Below are 16186 nucleotides of genomic sequence, written 5' to 3'. Positions count from 1 at the left end.
CCCCCCCCCCCCCCCCCCCCCCCCCCCCCCCCCCCCCCCCCCCCCCCCCCCCCCCCCCCCCCCCCCCCCCCCCCCCCCCCCCCCCCCCCCCCACCGCCTTGTCCCCTTACGTTCATCCCGCTGCGAGCCGCCGGTCCGAAGGCGGCTCCCCAGACGGGAGACCGGGGGTGCACACATGCGCTTGGGGATGCTGACCGACGGTGCCCGCCCGCCTGCGGGCGGTGCCGACCCGTCCTGGTGCGAACGGCTGGTGCGCGGGCTCGGGCAGCACGAGTTCGACGTCTACGTGCTCCGCGAACGCCGGCGCCGACGGACCGGGGCCCGGCCCCCGCTGCCGCCGCAGGTCCGCCGGGTGCGCACGGCGCCGCCGTGGACGGCCGGGGACGCCGGCCTCCCCTACGGCCGCCGCGTGCGCCGACGCTTCGCCGAGTGCTACGGCGAACTGGTCGGGGCGGTGTGTGCGGGCGCAGGGGCCGCCGGGGAGGCGCATGGCGGGTCCAAGGATCTGGCGGACCGTTTCGGCAGCGCGCTGTACGGGCTCGCCGAACTCGCCCGCGAGGAAGGCGGCCTGGCCGGCGCCCTGCGCTCGGACACCGCCCTGGGCGCCCTGGAACGAGCCTGCCGGGCGCCCCGCGCGCTGTGTACGGCGCACGAGGCGCGGGTGACCGACCTGCTCACCGTCGCCGCACACCTCGAACGCGCCCTGCGCCCCCTCTCCCTCGACTGGTACGGCGACGACACCCTCGGCGCGGCCGACCTCTGCCACGCCACCACGGGCGGCCCGCCCGCCCTCTGCGGGCTGCTCGCCCGGCACTTCCACGGCGTGCCGCTGCTCGTCACCGAGTACGACGTGCACCTGCGCACCCACTACCTGACGTCCGGCCCCGGCACCGCCGCCCCCGCCGTACGCGCCGTGCTCGCCGCCTTCCACGGCCGGCTCGCGGCCGAGGTCTACCGCGCGGCCGAACTCCTCACCTCGGGCGACGCGCACGCGCGCCGCTGGCAGGAACGGTGCGGCGCCGACCGCGCCCGGATCCGCACGGTGTACCCCGGCGTGGAGGCCGAGCGGTTCACGGAGGCGGGCGCGGCGACGGGCCCGGCCGACCCGGACACGCTGGTCTGGGCCGGGCGCGTCGACCCGGCCGACGACCTGGTCTCGCTGCTGCACGCCTTCGCCGAGGTCCGCCGGGAAGAGCCGAAGGCCCGCCTGCGCATCGTCGGCACACCGTCCGCCGCCGAGGGCGCGGCCTATCTCGGTCACTGCCGGGCGCTGGCCGCGCGGCTGTTCCCCGGCGGGACGGAGGGCGACCGGCCCGTCTCCTTCGAGGAGACGGAGGTGTCCGACGCGTACCCGGCCGGCGCGGTCGCCGTCCGCTCCGGCCGCGCGGAAGGCTTCCCGACCGGTCTCGTCGAGGCGATGCTCGGCGGCCGGGCCACCGTGTCCACCGACGTGGGCGCGGTCGTGGAGGTCATCGGCGGCACGGGACTGGTCGTGCCGCCGGGCGATCCACGGGCGCTCGCGGCGGCGTGCGTGGCGTTGCTGCGCGACCCCGAGCGCCGTGCGCGCCTCGGTGCCGCCGCGCGTGCCCGGGCGCTCGAACTGTTCACCATCGAGCGGACCGTCGCGGCCTTTCACGGCCTCTACCTGGAGATCGTCTCCCGCTGCCCGGTCCGCCGGTCCGCCCCGGACGCGCCCCGGCCCTTCGCGACCCCCGCCGAGACCTTCGTCCCGGGCCACTGCGCCGACCCCACGGCCCCCGCCCCGCCACGCGGCGTCCCCGGCTGGGCCGCACACCCCCCGGCCCGCACCGCCCGGCCGTCGGCGAAGGAGACCCGATGACCGGCCTGCGGGGCGGCCCCCCCACCGACGGACCGGGCTCCAGCTTGCCCATCGACGCTCAGGGGCTGCTGGGAGAGCCGGTCGTGGTGGGCGGGCCGGGGGAGCCGGTCGGGCCGGGCAGGGTGGCCGGGCCGGGAGAGGCGAACGGGCCGGCCGCCCGGAGCGGGGACGGCGTGGGCGACGGCGCTCCGCCCCGGAGAGACCCGGCCGCCTCGGACCACCCGGCGATGCCGAGCGGCGCGGACCCGTGGGACGCGCGGTCGGGGGAGTGGGCGCCGACGGGACGGGTACCGGCCCCGGCCGTTCCCCCGGACTCCGGGCGCGCAACGCCGCCCGCGGTGACCGACGGTCCGTTCCTCCCGAAGCCCTCGCCCTCCGCCCACGAGGCGGCCGCTCCGTCGGCCCACCGGCCGGCCGGCCCCGTTTCCGGAGCACCGGCCGGGCGAGGTTCTGAGAGCGGTTCCGCGCGGTCGGCCGCACGCGCCGGGTGGGACGGCGAGGCGCCGCCCGCTCAGGCCCCCGTGCCGGACGGATGGCCGGCGTGGACACGGGACGGCGGTGCTCCCCAGGGCTCCGGAGATCCGGTGAAAGCCCTGCTGCACCGGCACCGTGAGCTGTCCGAGCGGGCCGTGGACCCGTTGGAGATCGCCGTGCGCCTGGAGTCGTACGGCGTCACCGACCGGACCACCGCCCACTTCCGCCACCGTGACGTCTTCTCGCTCGCCGAGGAGCTGCACGCGCGCGTGCCGCGCCACACGGAGCGGCCCTCCTCGGAGCCCCCCCTCCTCCCCGTACCGCGCGTCCGAGCCGGCTGGATCCTGCTCACCCTCCTGCCCGGAGCGCTCGGCGCGGCGACGGTGACCGGACTGCCCCTCACCCATGGCACCCTCCGCCTGCTGGTGGCGCTCGGCGGCCTCCTCGCCGTCGCCCTCGCCACCCGCGCGGCCCTGCGCCACGGCCCGCTCGCCGGCCCGCCCGGCGCACGTGCCCGGCGCATCACGCCGGGCACGCGTACGCGGCTTGCCGTCGTCGGCACGCGCGCGTGGACGCTCTGGCTGCTCGGGTACGCCCTCCTCGGCGACGGCCTCCTCCGCGCCGTCCTGTCGGGCGGCCCCGGCGCCCCGCCCACCGGGACGCCGGACGGCCCCTGGCCCACGGCCACCGCGCCCGCCCTGGCCCTCTTGCTGGCCTGCGCCCCCGCCGCCTGGTGTGCCCACCTCCTCGCCGCCGGAGCCCGCCGCAGGCTCGTCGGCAGCCGGAGCCTGAAGGCGTTCACCGCCGCGATGACCCCCTTGCTGCCCGCCGCCTTCGCCCTGTACCTGGGCGCCCTCACCGCCCTGCTCGCGCTCAGCGGCACCGCCCTGCACCAGCCCGCGGCCTACCCGCAGACCCTCACCCTGGGCGCCCTGCTGCTGTCCGCCCGCCTGCTCACCGCGCACCGCCACCGGCGCGCCCCCGCCCGCGCGCTGGGCGCGGCAGCGGCCGTGGAAGCGGTGGCCCTGGCGCTGCCGACGGCCGGCCGGCTGCCCGGCTGCGCCTTCCTGGCGGTCCCGGTCCAAACCCTCGTGGACGCGTGGGGCGAGGCCGCCGTACCGTCCCTCGCCTGCGGCACCGCGGCCCTGGCCCTGCTCTGGCACACCGGCCGCACGCTCACCCGGGCCTCGGCCCACGCCCCCACGGGAGCACCCCCCGGGTAGATCTCGCCCGTCGGCCCGACCCCCTCGCCGCGGGCATCCGCACCATCTCTGCGAAGGAGAAGACCAGATGACCACCTCCCGACCCGGAGCGTCCGGAGCCACCGGAACCGCCGGAGCGTCCGGAGCAGCCGCACGAGCCGTCGACACGGCCGGTACCGCCGGCGCGCACACCCCGGGAGCCGCCCGATGAGGGTCCTGCTGATCGGAGCCAACGGATTCATCGGCCGTTTCGTCGCCGACCGCCTGCTCGCCGACCCGGCCGTCCAGCTCACCGCGCTCGGCCGCGGCGACGACGCCGACGTCCGCTTCGACCTCGCCACCGGCAGCCCGGGCGCGCTCACCCGCTTCCTGGACGCGGTCCACCCCGGAGTCGTCATCAACTGCGCGGGCGCCACCCGGGGCGGCGCCCGCGAACTCACCCGGCACAACACCGTCGCCGTGGCCACCGTCTGCGAGGCGCTGCGCCGCAGCGGCTGCGGCGCCCGCCTGGTGCAGATCGGCTGCGGTTCCGAGTACGGGCCCAGCCAGCCCGGCTCCTCCACGCCCGAGGACGCCGTCCCGCGCCCCGGCGGCCCGTACGGCGTCAGCAAGCTCGCCGCGACCGAACTCGTCCTCGGCTCCGGCCTGGACGCGGTCGTCCTGCGCGTCTTCTCACCGGCCGGCCCCGGCACCCCGGCGGGCTCCCCGCTCGGCCGGCTCGCCGAGGCCATGCGCCGCGCCATGCAGTCGGGGGACGGCGAGCTCAAGCTCGGCGGCCTCGGCGTCCAGCGCGACTTCGTGGACGTACGCGATGTCGCCCGGGCCGTGCACGCCGCCTCGCTCTCCGCCGCGCAGGGGGTGATCAACATCGGGTCCGGACGCGCCGTCCGTCTCAGGGACGCGGCCGCCGTCCTGGCACGCGTGGCCGGGTACGGCGGCGCCCTCCACGAACTGGACGCGCCGCCCGGGCCGCTGCGCACCGCCCTCGGGCACCCCCGCGCCGACGGCGACCACGCGCCGCCGGTGGCCTATCCCTACCCGGACGGCTGCGGCAGCTGGCAGCAGGCCGATGTGCGCACCGCCCGCGACCGCCTCGGCTGGCGGCCCCGCATCAACCTCGAGGAGTCCCTGGCCGACATCTGGATGGAAGCGGCGTGCCGTATCTGACCGCTGCCGCGCCCGGGCGCACCGGTCCGCCGAGGGCGCTGCCCGGCTGCTGGGACGGGATCGTCTCGCACACCGGAACGGGTGTCTCGGAATGAAGAAGGGCGTGGCAGTGTTACGAGGAGAACAACTGTAGTGATTGACCGACCAACGGAGTCCCCGTGTCGCTGCCACCCCTGGTCGAGCCAGCTCCTGAGCTCACCGTAGATGAGGTCCGCAGGTACTCCCGCCACCTGATCATCCCCGACGTGGGCATGGACGGGCAGAAGCGGCTGAAGAACGCCAAGGTGCTCTGTGTGGGCGCCGGCGGCCTGGGCTCGCCGGCGCTGATGTACCTGGCCGCCGCGGGCGTGGGCACCCTCGGCATCGTGGAGTTCGACGAGGTCGACGAGTCGAACCTGCAGCGCCAGATCATCCACAGCCAGGCCGACATCGGCCGGTCCAAGGCCGAGTCGGCCCGGGACACCGTCAAGGGCATCAACCCGTACGTGAACGTGGTCCTTCACGAGGAGCGGCTCGAAGCCGACAACGTGATGGACATCTTCAGCCAGTACGACCTGATCATCGACGGCACCGACAACTTCGCGACCCGGTACCTGGTCAACGACGCGTGCGTGCTGCTGAACAAGCCGTACGTGTGGGGCTCGATCTACCGCTTCGACGGCCAGGCGTCCGTCTTCTGGTCCGAGCACGGCCCCTGCTACCGCTGCCTGTACCCGGAGCCCCCGCCCCCCGGCATGGTCCCGTCCTGCGCCGAGGGCGGCGTCCTGGGCGTGCTGTGCGCGTCCGTCGGTTCCATCCAGGTCAACGAGGCGATCAAGCTCCTCGCCGGCATCGGTGAGCCGCTGGTCGGCCGCCTGATGATCTACGACGCCCTGGAGATGCAGTACCGCCAGGTCAAGGTCCGCAAGGACCCCGACTGCGCGGTCTGCGGCGAGAACCCGACCGTCACCGAGCTGATCGACTACGAGGCCTTCTGCGGCGTCGTGTCCGAGGAGGCCCAGGCGGCGGCGGTCGACTCCACGATCACTCCTAAGCAGCTCAAGGAGTGGATCGACGACGGCGAGAACATCCGGATCATCGACGTCCGTGAGCCGAACGAGTTCGAGATCGTGTCCATCCCGGGCGCCACGCTGATCCCGAAGAACGAGTTCCTCATGGGCACCGCCCTGGAGAACCTTCCCCAGGACAAGAAGATCGTCTTGAACTGCAAGACGGGTGTCCGCAGTGCGGAAGTCCTCGCGGTCCTGAAGTCCGCGGGCTTCGCCGACGCGGTCCACGTCGGCGGCGGGGTAATCGGCTGGGTCAACCAGATCGAACCCGACAAGCCGGTCTACTGACCCCGGCCCCGCCCCACCAGCGGGACTGACGAAGCCCACGGCTCTTCGGATGCCGTGGGCTTCTGCCGTTGGCGTGTGGGCTTCCAGGGGACTACTTGAGGTTGACGGTCTCCTGCTCGGTCGCCGGGCTTGCCGGGCGGGTGATCTTGATGCTCTTGGCGAAGGTGTGTTCCTCGTCGTCGCTGTCGACGCAGGTGACCTTGACGTTGGCGTCGATGCCCTTCTTCGCCGGGACCTTGGTGAAGGTGATCGAGTAGGACTCGGCCACGTTCTCACCGGAGAGCTGGTCGGAGGCGACCTTGCCCTTGGTGCTGATCGTCACGTCGGTCACCGAGGAGTCCTCGAACCGCTCGCAGCTCGCGGTTCCGGTCACCTTGACCCTGCCGGAGTTCGGGTTGGCGTGTGCCGCACCGGCCGTCGCGGCGGGAACGACCAGGGCCAGCGAGGCCACGACCCCGGCGGTACCCAGCTTGTAGGCCCTCCTGCTGAAATCCCGCATACCAGTCTCCACTCGTCTGCTGAGGACGGCATGTGTCGGCAAGTGACGAGGACGTCGAGCGGTGCGCATCCGGGCACGGCGTCTGATCGCCAGATGCGGTGTGCCGTCGCGGTGGGTTGACGGGCCTGCCACTACGGGCGCCTGCCACTGCGCCCTGCCCGATCGGATCGGCTGTGGCGGCCACCGTCCGAGCGTATCGACCCCCGAGTGGCCTGTCTAATTTTGCGGAGTTTGTTGAAATTAGTCTGTTACGAGCAGACTTTGCCGTCCTTCGGTGTCGTTCCGTTCAGCAGGCAGGTGTCCACCGTCGCGTCGACGCAGGGCCGTTGCGGACGGCGCGGCCGGGGAACCCGATGCCGACGCGGGAACGGACCCGGTCCCCGTGCCCTCGTCGCCCTTTCCGTCCCCGCCGGACGAGCCGCCGCAGCCGGCCGGCCGCGGTCCTGCCACCAGCGTGGCCGCCCAGCGCCGAAATCGCGTCACGCGCACCCCCCTGACAAGCCCGTCGCGTCGTGCCGCGCCGGGCGTTCAGGCCATGGCAGGCGTCTTCGGCCCAGCCCGTGACAGCCTGTGGATAACCCTCTGACCTGCTATCTCTTACCGAATTCGGAGGGCTGTCAGGAGCAGACGAGGCCGGCCTTCGGCACCTTGCCGTCCAGCAGGTAGCCGTTCACCGCGCGCTGCACGCACTTGTTCTTGCTGTCGTAGGCCCCGTGCCCCTGGCCCTTGTACGTCAGCTCCACACCCACGCCCTTGCCGAGCGCGTCCACCATCTTCCTCGCGCCCTCGTACGGGGTGGCCGGGTCACCGGTGTTGCCGACGACGAGGATGGGCGCCGACCCCGGCGCGCGCACGTCGGGATGGTCGGCGGCGCCCGGCACCGCCCAGTCCGTGCAGCTGACCATGCCCCAGGCCAGGTAGTCCCCGAACAGCGGTGACGCGGCACGGAACCGGGGCAGTGTCCGCCGGACGTCCTCCGCGGTGTACCGCGCCTTGTCGTCGGAGCAGTTGACGGCGGCGTTCGCCGCGGCCAGGTTGCTGTACTCCCCGTTCTCGCCGCGGCCGTTCATCGAGTCGGACAGCAGCATGAGGATCTTGCCGTCCCCGTCGTAGGCCTCCTCCAGCCCCTCGGTCAGGTACTCCCAGAAGTCCTTCGAGTACAGGGACTGCGCGATGCCGTTGGTGGCGGCGGTCTGGGTCAGTTCGCGCGGGGAGATGCCCGGGATCGGTTTCTCGTCCAGGTCGGCGAGCAGCTTCGCGATGCGCTCCTTCACTTCCTGCGGGGTGCTGCCGATCGGGCATTCCGTGGTCTTCGAGGTGCAGTCCTCCGCGAAGTTGTCGAGCGCCAGCTGAAAGCCCTTCGCCTGGCCCAGCGCGCTCTGTTCGGCGTTCTGCGTGGGGTCCACGACCGCGTCGAAGACGGCCCGGCCGACGTTCCCGGGGAACAGGTGGGCGTAGACACCGCCGAGTTCGGTGCCGTAGGAGATGCCGAAGTAGTGCAGTTTCCGGTCGCCGAGGACCTGGCGCATCAGGTCCATGTCCCGGGCCGCGTCGGTGGTGCGCACATGCGGAAGGACCTTCTTGGAGTTCTTCTCGCAGGCCGCGTTGAACTCCCGGGTGCGCCGCAGCAGCTGGGCGCGTTCGGCGGCGTCGTCCGGGGTGGCGTCCTGCTGGAAGTACTCGTCCAGCCGGGCGTCGCTCTCGCACCGCACCGGCGCGCTGCGGCCGACCCCGCGCGGGTCGAAGCTGACCAGGTCGTAGCGGGTGCCCAGGGTGGCGTAGTCCGGGCCGAACGCGGGCAGCGTGGTGACGCCGCTGCCGCCCGGGCCGCCGAAGTTGAACACCAGCGAGCCGATCCGGCGGTTCGCGGGGCCGTCGGACCGGGCGCGGATCAGGGCGATGCCGATCGTGTCGCCCTTCGGCTCGCCCCAGTCCAGCGGCGCCTTCATGGTGGCGCACTGCCATTCGGTGCCGTTCGGCAGCGGCGAGGGGGCGCTGCCGCCGCCCTCCGCCTCGGACGGGGCGGGGCAGTCCTGCCAGTCCAGCCTCTGGTGGGTGAGGTCCCCGTCCTCGGAGTGGCCGTCGCAACCGGCCAGCGCGGCGCAGAGCAGCACAGCGGACGTGGTCAGCGCGACGGCGCGCAGCCGGGAGGGGTTCGCCATGCTCCCCATCGTGAGCGTGCGCACGCCGGCCCGCGCGGGGCGCGGGCCGTCCGGGCTACGTCACCGGGCGCTCAGAGGGTGCCCTTGCGGGTGAGGTGGTTGAAGGCCAGCCAGCCCGGCAGCACCGGCAGCCACAGGGTCAGCAGCCGGAACAGCAGGACGGCCGGCGCGGCGACCTCCTTGGGCAGGCCCACGGCGATCAGGCCGACCGTGAGGGTGGCCTCGACCGCGCCGACGCCGCCGGGGGTGGGGGCCGCGGAACCGAGCGCGTTGCCGGCGAGGAAGACGACGGCGACGCTCGCGATGCTCAGCGACACCGAGCCGTCGCCGAAGGCCCGGATGGAGGCGTCCAGGCACATCACGAAGCAGGCGGTCAGCAGCAGCATGCCGCCGATGCCGGTGACGAGCTTCTGCGGCCGCTGGAGCACGTCGAGCATGCGCGGCACGACACCGGCGAACAGCGACCTCACGCGCGTGACGACGAATTTCCGCAGGAACGGCACCGAGGTGACCACGAGGAGGAGGACGGCCACGGTCAGCAGGCCCGCGATGACCGTGCGGGACGGCGACAGCGACGGCGTCTTCTCCGTGCCGGTCAGATAGCCGAAGGACAGCAGCATCAGGATGTGGCAGCCGAGCCCGAAGAGCTGCGAGGCGCCGACGCTCGCCACCGCGAGCCCCGGGCGCACGCCGGCGCGCTGGAGGAAGCGCGTGTTGAGGGCCACACCGCCGACCGCGGCCGGGGCCACGATCTTCACGAACGACCCGGCGACCTGCGCCGCCACGGTCCGCGGGAACGGCACCCGCTCCGGTACGAACCCCAGCAGCGCCATGGCGGCGGCGACGTAGCTGAGCGCCGAGAACAGCACCGCGGCGATCACCCAGCCCCACTGGGCCTGCGCGAACAGCGTGCCGAACTCGATGTGGGTCAGCTGCGTCAGCAGGTAGTACGCGCCGATCGCGCCGGCGATGAAGCTGATCAGCGTGCGCGGCCGGACCCGCTCCAGGCGGGCCGGTTCCACGGGCGCCTGGGGCCTGATCCGCAGCACCTGGTGCCGGATCTGGGTGAGCAGATCCTCCTCGCGGGCCTCTTCCAGGGCCTCGTCGATGGCCCGCTTCTCCGCGCGCTGCTCGGCGCGGACCGTCTTCTTGTCGGGCTTTCCGGCCTCCGGCGCGGGCGTCCCGGACGCCTCCTCCAGCCGGGCCTGCTTGGCCTGCCGGGAGGCTTCGAGCACCGCCTCGCGCTCGCGCTGGGCCCGTTCCCGGGCCAGCCGGCGCAGCGTCGCGCGCGTGGAGCGCGTGAGCGCGATCGGCTGGAGCATCGGCAGACAGTCGGCGACCGCGTCCGGGCCGAGCACGCCGACCGCCGAGGCCACGGCCCGCTCGGCGCCGACCCGCAGGCCGAGCGTGGTGACCAGCTGGGCGACGTCCATGCGCAGCAGCAGTTCCCCGGCCGCGATCTCGCCGCCGCGCAGCTCGGTGAGGATCACCCTGCCGGAACGATCCACCAAAATCGCGTCACCGGCCAGCCTGCGGTGCGCGATGCGCCGCGACTGCAGCGCCCGTACCTGGTGCCAGGTGTTGCGCAGCAGCTCGTCGGTGATCTCGTCGTCGGCCAGCGAGTCCAGGGTCCGCCCCCCGGTGTGCTCGTAGACGAGCATCACCGCGTCGGGGCCCAGTTCGGAGGTGGCGATCAGCTTCGGCGCGTTGGCGCCCGCCGCGATCGCCGCGTACGCCAGCAGTGCCTCCTGCTCCAGCGCCTGGCGCAGCGACTGGAGGCTGGAGCGGGTGGCGAAGCCGCGCAGGGTCAGATTGCGCCACGCGCGGTAGAAGAAGCCCTGCGCCTGCTGTTCCCGGTCGACGACCGTGACGTCCAGCGGGGGGCCGTCCTCCAGGGTGACGAAGTAACGCCGTCCCCGGTCGCCGCTCTCGGACTCGGCGGTGTCCTCCCGGGAGGCGCTGACGGGGTGGAACCCGACGTGCCTGAGGCCCGCCATCAGGGTCTGGCCGGTGGGGCGGACGTTGGGGGAGCCGACCGCGTAGAGGGTGCCGTAGGCGACGGACCAGCCGATCAGCACCGTCAGGATGATCGAGAAGGGGGTCGTGTAGCCGGTGACGAGCATCGAGAACGCGTCGAGCAGCAGCACGATCCACAGCACCGCGCGCCATCTGGGTCTGCGGGACATGCCGACGGCCGACATGTAGGCGATCACGGGGGCCAGATAGCCGTGCACCGGATCGGTCAGGGCGTGGATGTCGCCCGGCGAGGGCTGGGTGAGCGCCTCCTGGATGGAGTCCGGGGCGGCCCGGGCGACCCACAGGTCGGTGGCGAGCGTCACCCCGTGGGCCAGGACGGCCGCGAGGACGCCGTCGGCGATGCGCAGCCCGTCCCGTTTGATCAGCCGTTCGATGGCGAAGGCGACCGGCACCAGCAGGATCGCGATGCTGGACGCCAGTCCCGCGATCTTGATCAGCAGGTCCGGGGCCTGGCCGGTGCCCTTGTTGATGTCCTGTTCGAGGCCCGAGGTGGTGCCGTGCGCGAACGCGGCGATCGCGAGGAGCACCACGATGGCCAGGACGCCCACCAGGAGCCGCATGAGGTCGGAGGGGCGGTGCACGCGCGCGGGGAGCAGCGGTTCGTCGACCGCCACCCGCTCGGCGTGCGGGTCGTCGTCGTACGGCGGGTCCGCAGGCGTGCTCCCGGAACCGGACGCCTCCCCGGGGGCGTCCGCGCCGCTCTCCCGCGCACGCGTGCCGCCGTTTTCGCCCGGGGCGTCGTCCGTGGGCGCGTCGTCGTCCTCCCGCGCGCCGCCGTTTCCGGGCGGACCGTCGTCCTCGGGCGCGTTCGCGTCCGCGCGTACGGCGTCGTTCCCGGGCGGACCGGCGTCCTCCTGGCGTGCGCCGGTGCCGGTCTCGCCCGCGCGGGGGGTGTCCGGGTGCGCGGAGGCGTCAGGGGTGCCCGCCGCTTCGTCGGGGTGCGCGCCCTGCTCGTCCATGGTCTCTTCTTGGTCTCGTATCACCAGTCACCGCCCGCACGATGGTGGCATGTCCCACCGGCGCACCAGGGCATCAGGGTGCGGATGCGCGGGCGCACAGTCTGCCCGAAGCGCCGCCCGGGGGCGAGGGGACGGTGCGTCACGCGCCCCGCCGGGATGTCGACGCGGTGCGGCAGGATGGGGTGGATGAGCGAGCAGAGCCCTCCCGAAGACGCCCGTGAGGGGTACGCGGACGAGCTGCCGGAGTACGCCGAGCGGGTCCTGGAGGTCGCCGAGCGGATCCCGCCGGGCCGGGTCATGACCTACGGCGACGTCGCCGAGTGGCTGGAGGAGGGCGGCCCGCGCCAGGTCGGCCGGGTGATGGCCCTCTACGGCGGCGCGGTTCCGTGGTGGCGGGTGGTCCGTTCCGACGGGGTGCTGCTGCCCGGGCACGAGCTGCGCGCGCTCTCCCACTACCGCGCGGAGGGCACCCCGCTGAGGCAGGCGGGCAGGGCCGCCCAGGGCCATCTGCCGCGGCTCGACATGCGACGGGCCCGCTGGGACGGCGGCGCGGACGCGGAGGGTCACATCTGACAGCTTCCGCCATCGGATGCCGCCAGGGCAGACCCGTGGCCCGTTCGGGTGACATCGGGGACGTCCGTGGCATGCCGTACGTTCGTGGGGGGAGGGACACGCGTGGCCCCAGCGCCCCGAGGGATGAAACGGAAGTACTGCTTCCGCCCGGGGCGTCGGCGTAGCGTCGGCGGCACGTGTCCCCCTCACCCCGCGGTCACCGCCTCGCACGCGCGGCCGCCCGCCCACCAGCACAACCACCAGGACCGGCCGATCACGTGAGCTCCTCCTCGTCCACCAGGCGCCTGTCGCACCCCGCGGTGCGACAGGGGGGACGTGACGCCTACCGACTGGTGCGTACCCCGCCGCCCGTGACGGACCCCCCTCGTCTGGACGCGGCGCAGCGCGCCGTGGTTGACCACCGTGACGGACCGCTGCTCGTCCTCGCCGGTCCCGGCACCGGCAAGACCACCACCCTCGTGGAGTCCGTGGCCGCCCGGATCGCCCGCGGCGGCGACCCCGCCCGGATCCTGGTGCTGACGTTCAGCCGCAGGGCCGCCGTCGACCTGCGCGACCGCATGGCCCTGCGCATGGGCGCCGCCCGCGCCCCCCGGGCGACCACGTTCCACTCGTACTGCTACGCCCTGGTCCGCGCCCACCAGGACAGCGACCGCTTCACCACACCGCTGCGCCTGCTCTCCGGCCCGGAGCAGGACGTCACCGTCCGCGAGCTGCTCGCCGGCCACCCCGACCTGGAGCGGCTCGGGCTGACCCACGTGCGCTGGCCGGACGAGCTGCGCGCCTGCCTGACCACGCGCGGCTTCGCCGACGAGGTCCGCGCCGTCCTCGCCCGCACCCGCGAGCTGGGCCTCGGCCCGGAGGCGCTGGACTCCTTCGCGCGCCGCATCGGCCGTCCCGACTGGCGGGCCGCCGCCGCCTTCCTCGCCGAATACCTCGACACGCTCGACCTCCAGGGCGTGATCGACTACGCGGAACTGGTGCACCGCGCGGTCCTGCTCGCCCGTCGCCCGGAGAGCGCCGCCCGGCTCGCGGCCCAGTACGACGCCGTGTACGTCGACGAGTACCAGGACACCGACCCCGCCCAGGTCCGGCTCCTGCACGCCCTGGCCGGCCAGGGACGCACCCTGGTGGCCTTCGGTGACCCGGACCAGTCGATCTACGCCTTCCGGGGCGCCGACGTGAACGGCATCCTGGACTTCCCGGCCGCCTTCCCGCGCGCGGACGGCCGCCCGGCCCCCGTCGAGGTGCTGCGCACCTCCCGCCGCTCCGGCGCCGCCCTGCTGGCGGCGACCCGCCTGATCACCCGGCGCATGCCGCTGACCCGGCTGCCCGCCGACAAGGTCCGCGCCCACCGCGACCCGGCCCCCGTACGGGAGGGCGGCCGGGTCGAGGTCCACACCTACCCGACGGCCGGCGCCGAACTGGACAACATCGCGGACATCCTGCGCCGCGCGCACCTGGAGGACGGCGTCGCCTGGAGCGACATGGCCGTCCTGGTACGCGCCGGCTCCCGCACCCTGCCGACGCTCCGCCGCGCCCTCACCGCGGCGGGCGTCCCCGTGGACATCGACGGCGACGACCTGCCGCTGCGGCACGAGCCGGCGGTGGCGCCGCTGCTGACGGCCCTGCGCGCGGTCGCCGCGGCGGCGGCGCGGCACCGCGCGGGGGAGCCCGCCGACGGCTTGGGGGAGAGCGCGCCGCCCGCCGGGGAGGCACCGGTCGTCGAGGACGCCGGCGAGCGAGCCGCCGACAGCGGTGAGCGGGCCACCGAAGGCACGGGTGAACCGGCCGCCCGCAGCGACGAGCAGGCTGCCGTCGGAGGCTCCGGTGAGCGGGCCACCGACACGGGTGAACCGGCCGTCGGCAGCGGTGAGCAGGCCACCGTGGCCGCCAGTGAGCGGGCCGCCGCCGAAGGCGCCGCCGAGCAAGCCGCCGACCCCGGCGCCCCGGCCCCGGACGCCCCCTGGCTCGACACCGAAACCGCCCTCACCCTGCTCGCCTCCCCGCTCGGCGGCATGGACGCCGCCGATCTGCGCCGCCTGGGCCGGGCCCTGCGCGAGGAGGAGCGCGTCGCCGGGAACCCGCTGCCGCCGCCCTCCGACGAACTGCTCACGCGGGCGCTCGCCGAGCCCGAGCGCCTGGCCGTGCACGACCCGGCGTACGCGCGCGGGGCGCAGCGCCTCGGCGCCCTGCTGCGCAAGGCCCGCGAGCGCCTCGCGGGCGGCGGCACCGCCGAGGAGGCGCTCTGGGACCTGTGGGAGGGCACACCGTGGCCCGCGCGCCTGGAGCGTGCCGCCCGGCGCGGTGGCGCGGCCGGCCGCAACGCCGACCGGGACCTGGACGCCGTCTGCGCGCTGTTCGCCACCGCCGCGCGCGCGGAGGAGCGCACCGGCGGCCGGGGCGCCCTGAACTTCCTGGCGGAGATCGAGGCCGAGGACATCGCCGCCGACACCCTCACCCGCCGCGCGATACGCCCCGACGCCGTCCGCGTGATGACCGCGCACCGCTCCAAGGGCCTGGAATGGCGGCTGGTCGTCGTCGCCGGCGTCCAGGAGGGCCTGTGGCCCGACCTGCGGCGCCGCGGCTCGCTGCTGGAGGCCGACCGCATCGGCCGCGACGGCCTCGCCGAACCGCTGCCGCCGGGCGCGCTGCTCGCCGAGGAACGCCGGCTGTTCTATGTCGCCGCCACGCGTGCGCGTGACCGCCTCGTCGTCACCGCGGTGAAGGCACCCGCCGACGACGGCGACCAGCCGTCCCGGTTCCTGACCGAGCTGGGCGTCGAACCCAAGGACGTCATCGGGCGCCCCCGCCGCCCGCTGGCGGTCGCCGCGCTCGTCGCCGAGCTGCGCGCCACCACCGTCGACCCGCGCGCGTCGGCCGCACTGCGCGAGGCCGCCGCCCGCCGGCTCGCCCGGCTCGCCGCGCTCGCCGACGAGGACGGCCGCCCGCTGGTGCCGTCCGCGCACCCCTACCGCTGGTGGGGCATGTACGAGCCGACCGAGAGCAAGGTGCCGCTGCGCCACCGGGACCAGCCGGTGGTGCTCTCCGGCAGCGCCCTCGACCAGCTCGCCAACACCTGCGCGCTGCAGTGGTTCCTCGGCCGCGAGGTGAAGGCCGACGCCCCCGCCACCACCGCTCAGGGCTTCGGCAACGTCGTGCACGTCCTCGCCGACGAGGTCGCCTCCGGCCGCACCCCCGCCGATCTCGACGTCCTCATGGAACGCCTGGAATCCGTGTGGAACGCGCTCGCCTTCGACGCCCCCTGGAAGTCGCGGCAGGAGAAGGACAACGCGCGCGTGGCGCTCGAACGCTTCCTGAACTGGCATGTGCTGGACCGGGCCGGCCGCACCCCGGTGGCCAGCGAGCAGGACTTCGACGTCACCCTCGAAGCGGGCGACTACCAGGTCCGCATCCGCGGCCAGATGGACCGCGTGGAGAAGGACGCCGCGGGCCGGGCCTACGTCGTCGACTTCAAGACCGGCAAACAGACACCCACCGCGCGCGAGGTGGAACACCACCCCCAGCTCGCCGTCTACCAGCTCGCCGTCCGCGAAGGCGCCGTCGACACCGCCTTCGACGGCGACCGCCCCGAACCGGGCGGCGCCGAACTGGTCCACCTCCGCCAGGGCGCCGCCAAACGCGACGGCGGCGACGGCCTGCCCAAGACGCAGACCCAGGAGCCGCTGGCGGGCGAGTGGGTCGGCGAACTGCTGGCCAACGCCGCCGGGAAGGTCCTCGACGAGCGGTTCACGCCCAGCGCCGGCCAGCACTGCGCGCACTGCGCCTTCCGCGCCTCGTGCAGCGCCCGGCCGGAGGGCCGGCACGTCGTGGAGTAAGCGTCCGCGACCGGGGTGACATACCCCACCATCCGCGCTGACCTGCGCATCTTTCGCCCGGGGTGGCCGATCGGCCCCCGACTGTCAGTGCCCGCCGCTA

Annotated in this window: 9 protein-coding genes; 6 read left to right on the top strand and 3 right to left on the bottom strand. The window is 74.5% G+C overall.

The annotated features are described in order from the left end of the window. The first annotated feature begins 175 nt into the window (after nucleotides 1-175). The 4 genes from ACZ4W9_RS06800 to moeZ all read left to right on the top strand — a co-directional run bounded on the left by ACZ4W9_RS06800 (nucleotide 176) and on the right by moeZ (nucleotide 6020). Nucleotides 176-1840 carry a glycosyltransferase gene (locus tag ACZ4W9_RS06800; protein WP_467933681.1) on the top strand — a complete coding sequence of 555 codons (1665 nt, stop codon included), beginning with the start codon at nucleotides 176-178 and terminating at the stop codon, nucleotides 1838-1840. 584 nt (nucleotides 1841-2424) lie between these two features. Beyond that, nucleotides 2425-3537 carry a hypothetical protein gene (locus ACZ4W9_RS06795; protein ID WP_467933680.1) on the top strand — a complete coding sequence of 371 codons (1113 nt, stop codon included), beginning with the start codon at nucleotides 2425-2427 and terminating at the stop codon, nucleotides 3535-3537. A gap of 186 nt (nucleotides 3538-3723) precedes the next feature. Beyond that, nucleotides 3724-4683 (top strand): NAD-dependent epimerase/dehydratase family protein, encoded by a 960-nt coding sequence (locus tag ACZ4W9_RS06790; protein WP_467933678.1) that lies wholly within the window; start codon nucleotides 3724-3726, stop codon nucleotides 4681-4683. Nucleotides 4684-4841: 158 nt separating this feature from the next. Beyond that, nucleotides 4842-6020, top strand: a complete 1179-nt coding sequence (gene moeZ, locus ACZ4W9_RS06785) for an adenylyltransferase/sulfurtransferase MoeZ (RefSeq protein ID WP_467933677.1) — start codon at nucleotides 4842-4844, stop codon at nucleotides 6018-6020. A gap of 91 nt (nucleotides 6021-6111) precedes the next feature. Here moeZ and ACZ4W9_RS06780 read toward each other — a convergent pair whose 3' ends face one another. From ACZ4W9_RS06780 to ACZ4W9_RS06770, 3 genes are all read right to left on the bottom strand, one after another. Next, nucleotides 6112-6519: a hypothetical protein gene (locus ACZ4W9_RS06780; RefSeq protein WP_467933676.1), complete on the bottom strand. Its 408-nt coding sequence runs from the start codon at nucleotides 6517-6519 to the stop codon at nucleotides 6112-6114. A 617-nt stretch (nucleotides 6520-7136) separates the two neighbouring features. Continuing rightward, nucleotides 7137-8681: an alpha/beta hydrolase gene (locus ACZ4W9_RS06775; protein WP_467933674.1), complete on the bottom strand. Its 1545-nt coding sequence runs from the start codon at nucleotides 8679-8681 to the stop codon at nucleotides 7137-7139. 71 nt (nucleotides 8682-8752) lie between these two features. Next, nucleotides 8753-11677: a lysylphosphatidylglycerol synthase domain-containing protein gene (locus tag ACZ4W9_RS06770; RefSeq protein ID WP_467933673.1), complete on the bottom strand. Its 2925-nt coding sequence runs from the start codon at nucleotides 11675-11677 to the stop codon at nucleotides 8753-8755. Nucleotides 11678-11863: 186 nt separating this feature from the next. Between ACZ4W9_RS06770 and ACZ4W9_RS06765 the strand changes: the two genes are divergently transcribed. Together ACZ4W9_RS06765 and ACZ4W9_RS06760 are read left to right on the top strand one after the other, a co-directional pair. Further along, complete coding sequence (locus ACZ4W9_RS06765) at nucleotides 11864-12250, top strand: MGMT family protein (RefSeq protein WP_467933672.1); 387 nt, start codon at nucleotides 11864-11866, stop codon at nucleotides 12248-12250. Between the two features lie 257 nt (nucleotides 12251-12507). Then, nucleotides 12508-16086 carry an ATP-dependent helicase gene (locus tag ACZ4W9_RS06760; RefSeq protein ID WP_467933670.1) on the top strand — a complete coding sequence of 1193 codons (3579 nt, stop codon included), beginning with the start codon at nucleotides 12508-12510 and terminating at the stop codon, nucleotides 16084-16086. The last annotated feature ends 100 nt before the right edge of the window (nucleotides 16087-16186 follow it).

It is taken from the genome of Streptomyces sp. NPDC029296, from assembly GCF_055569255.1.
The sequence above is the reverse complement of the archived record's forward strand: the minus strand, read 5'-3'. Positions and strand labels throughout refer to the sequence as shown.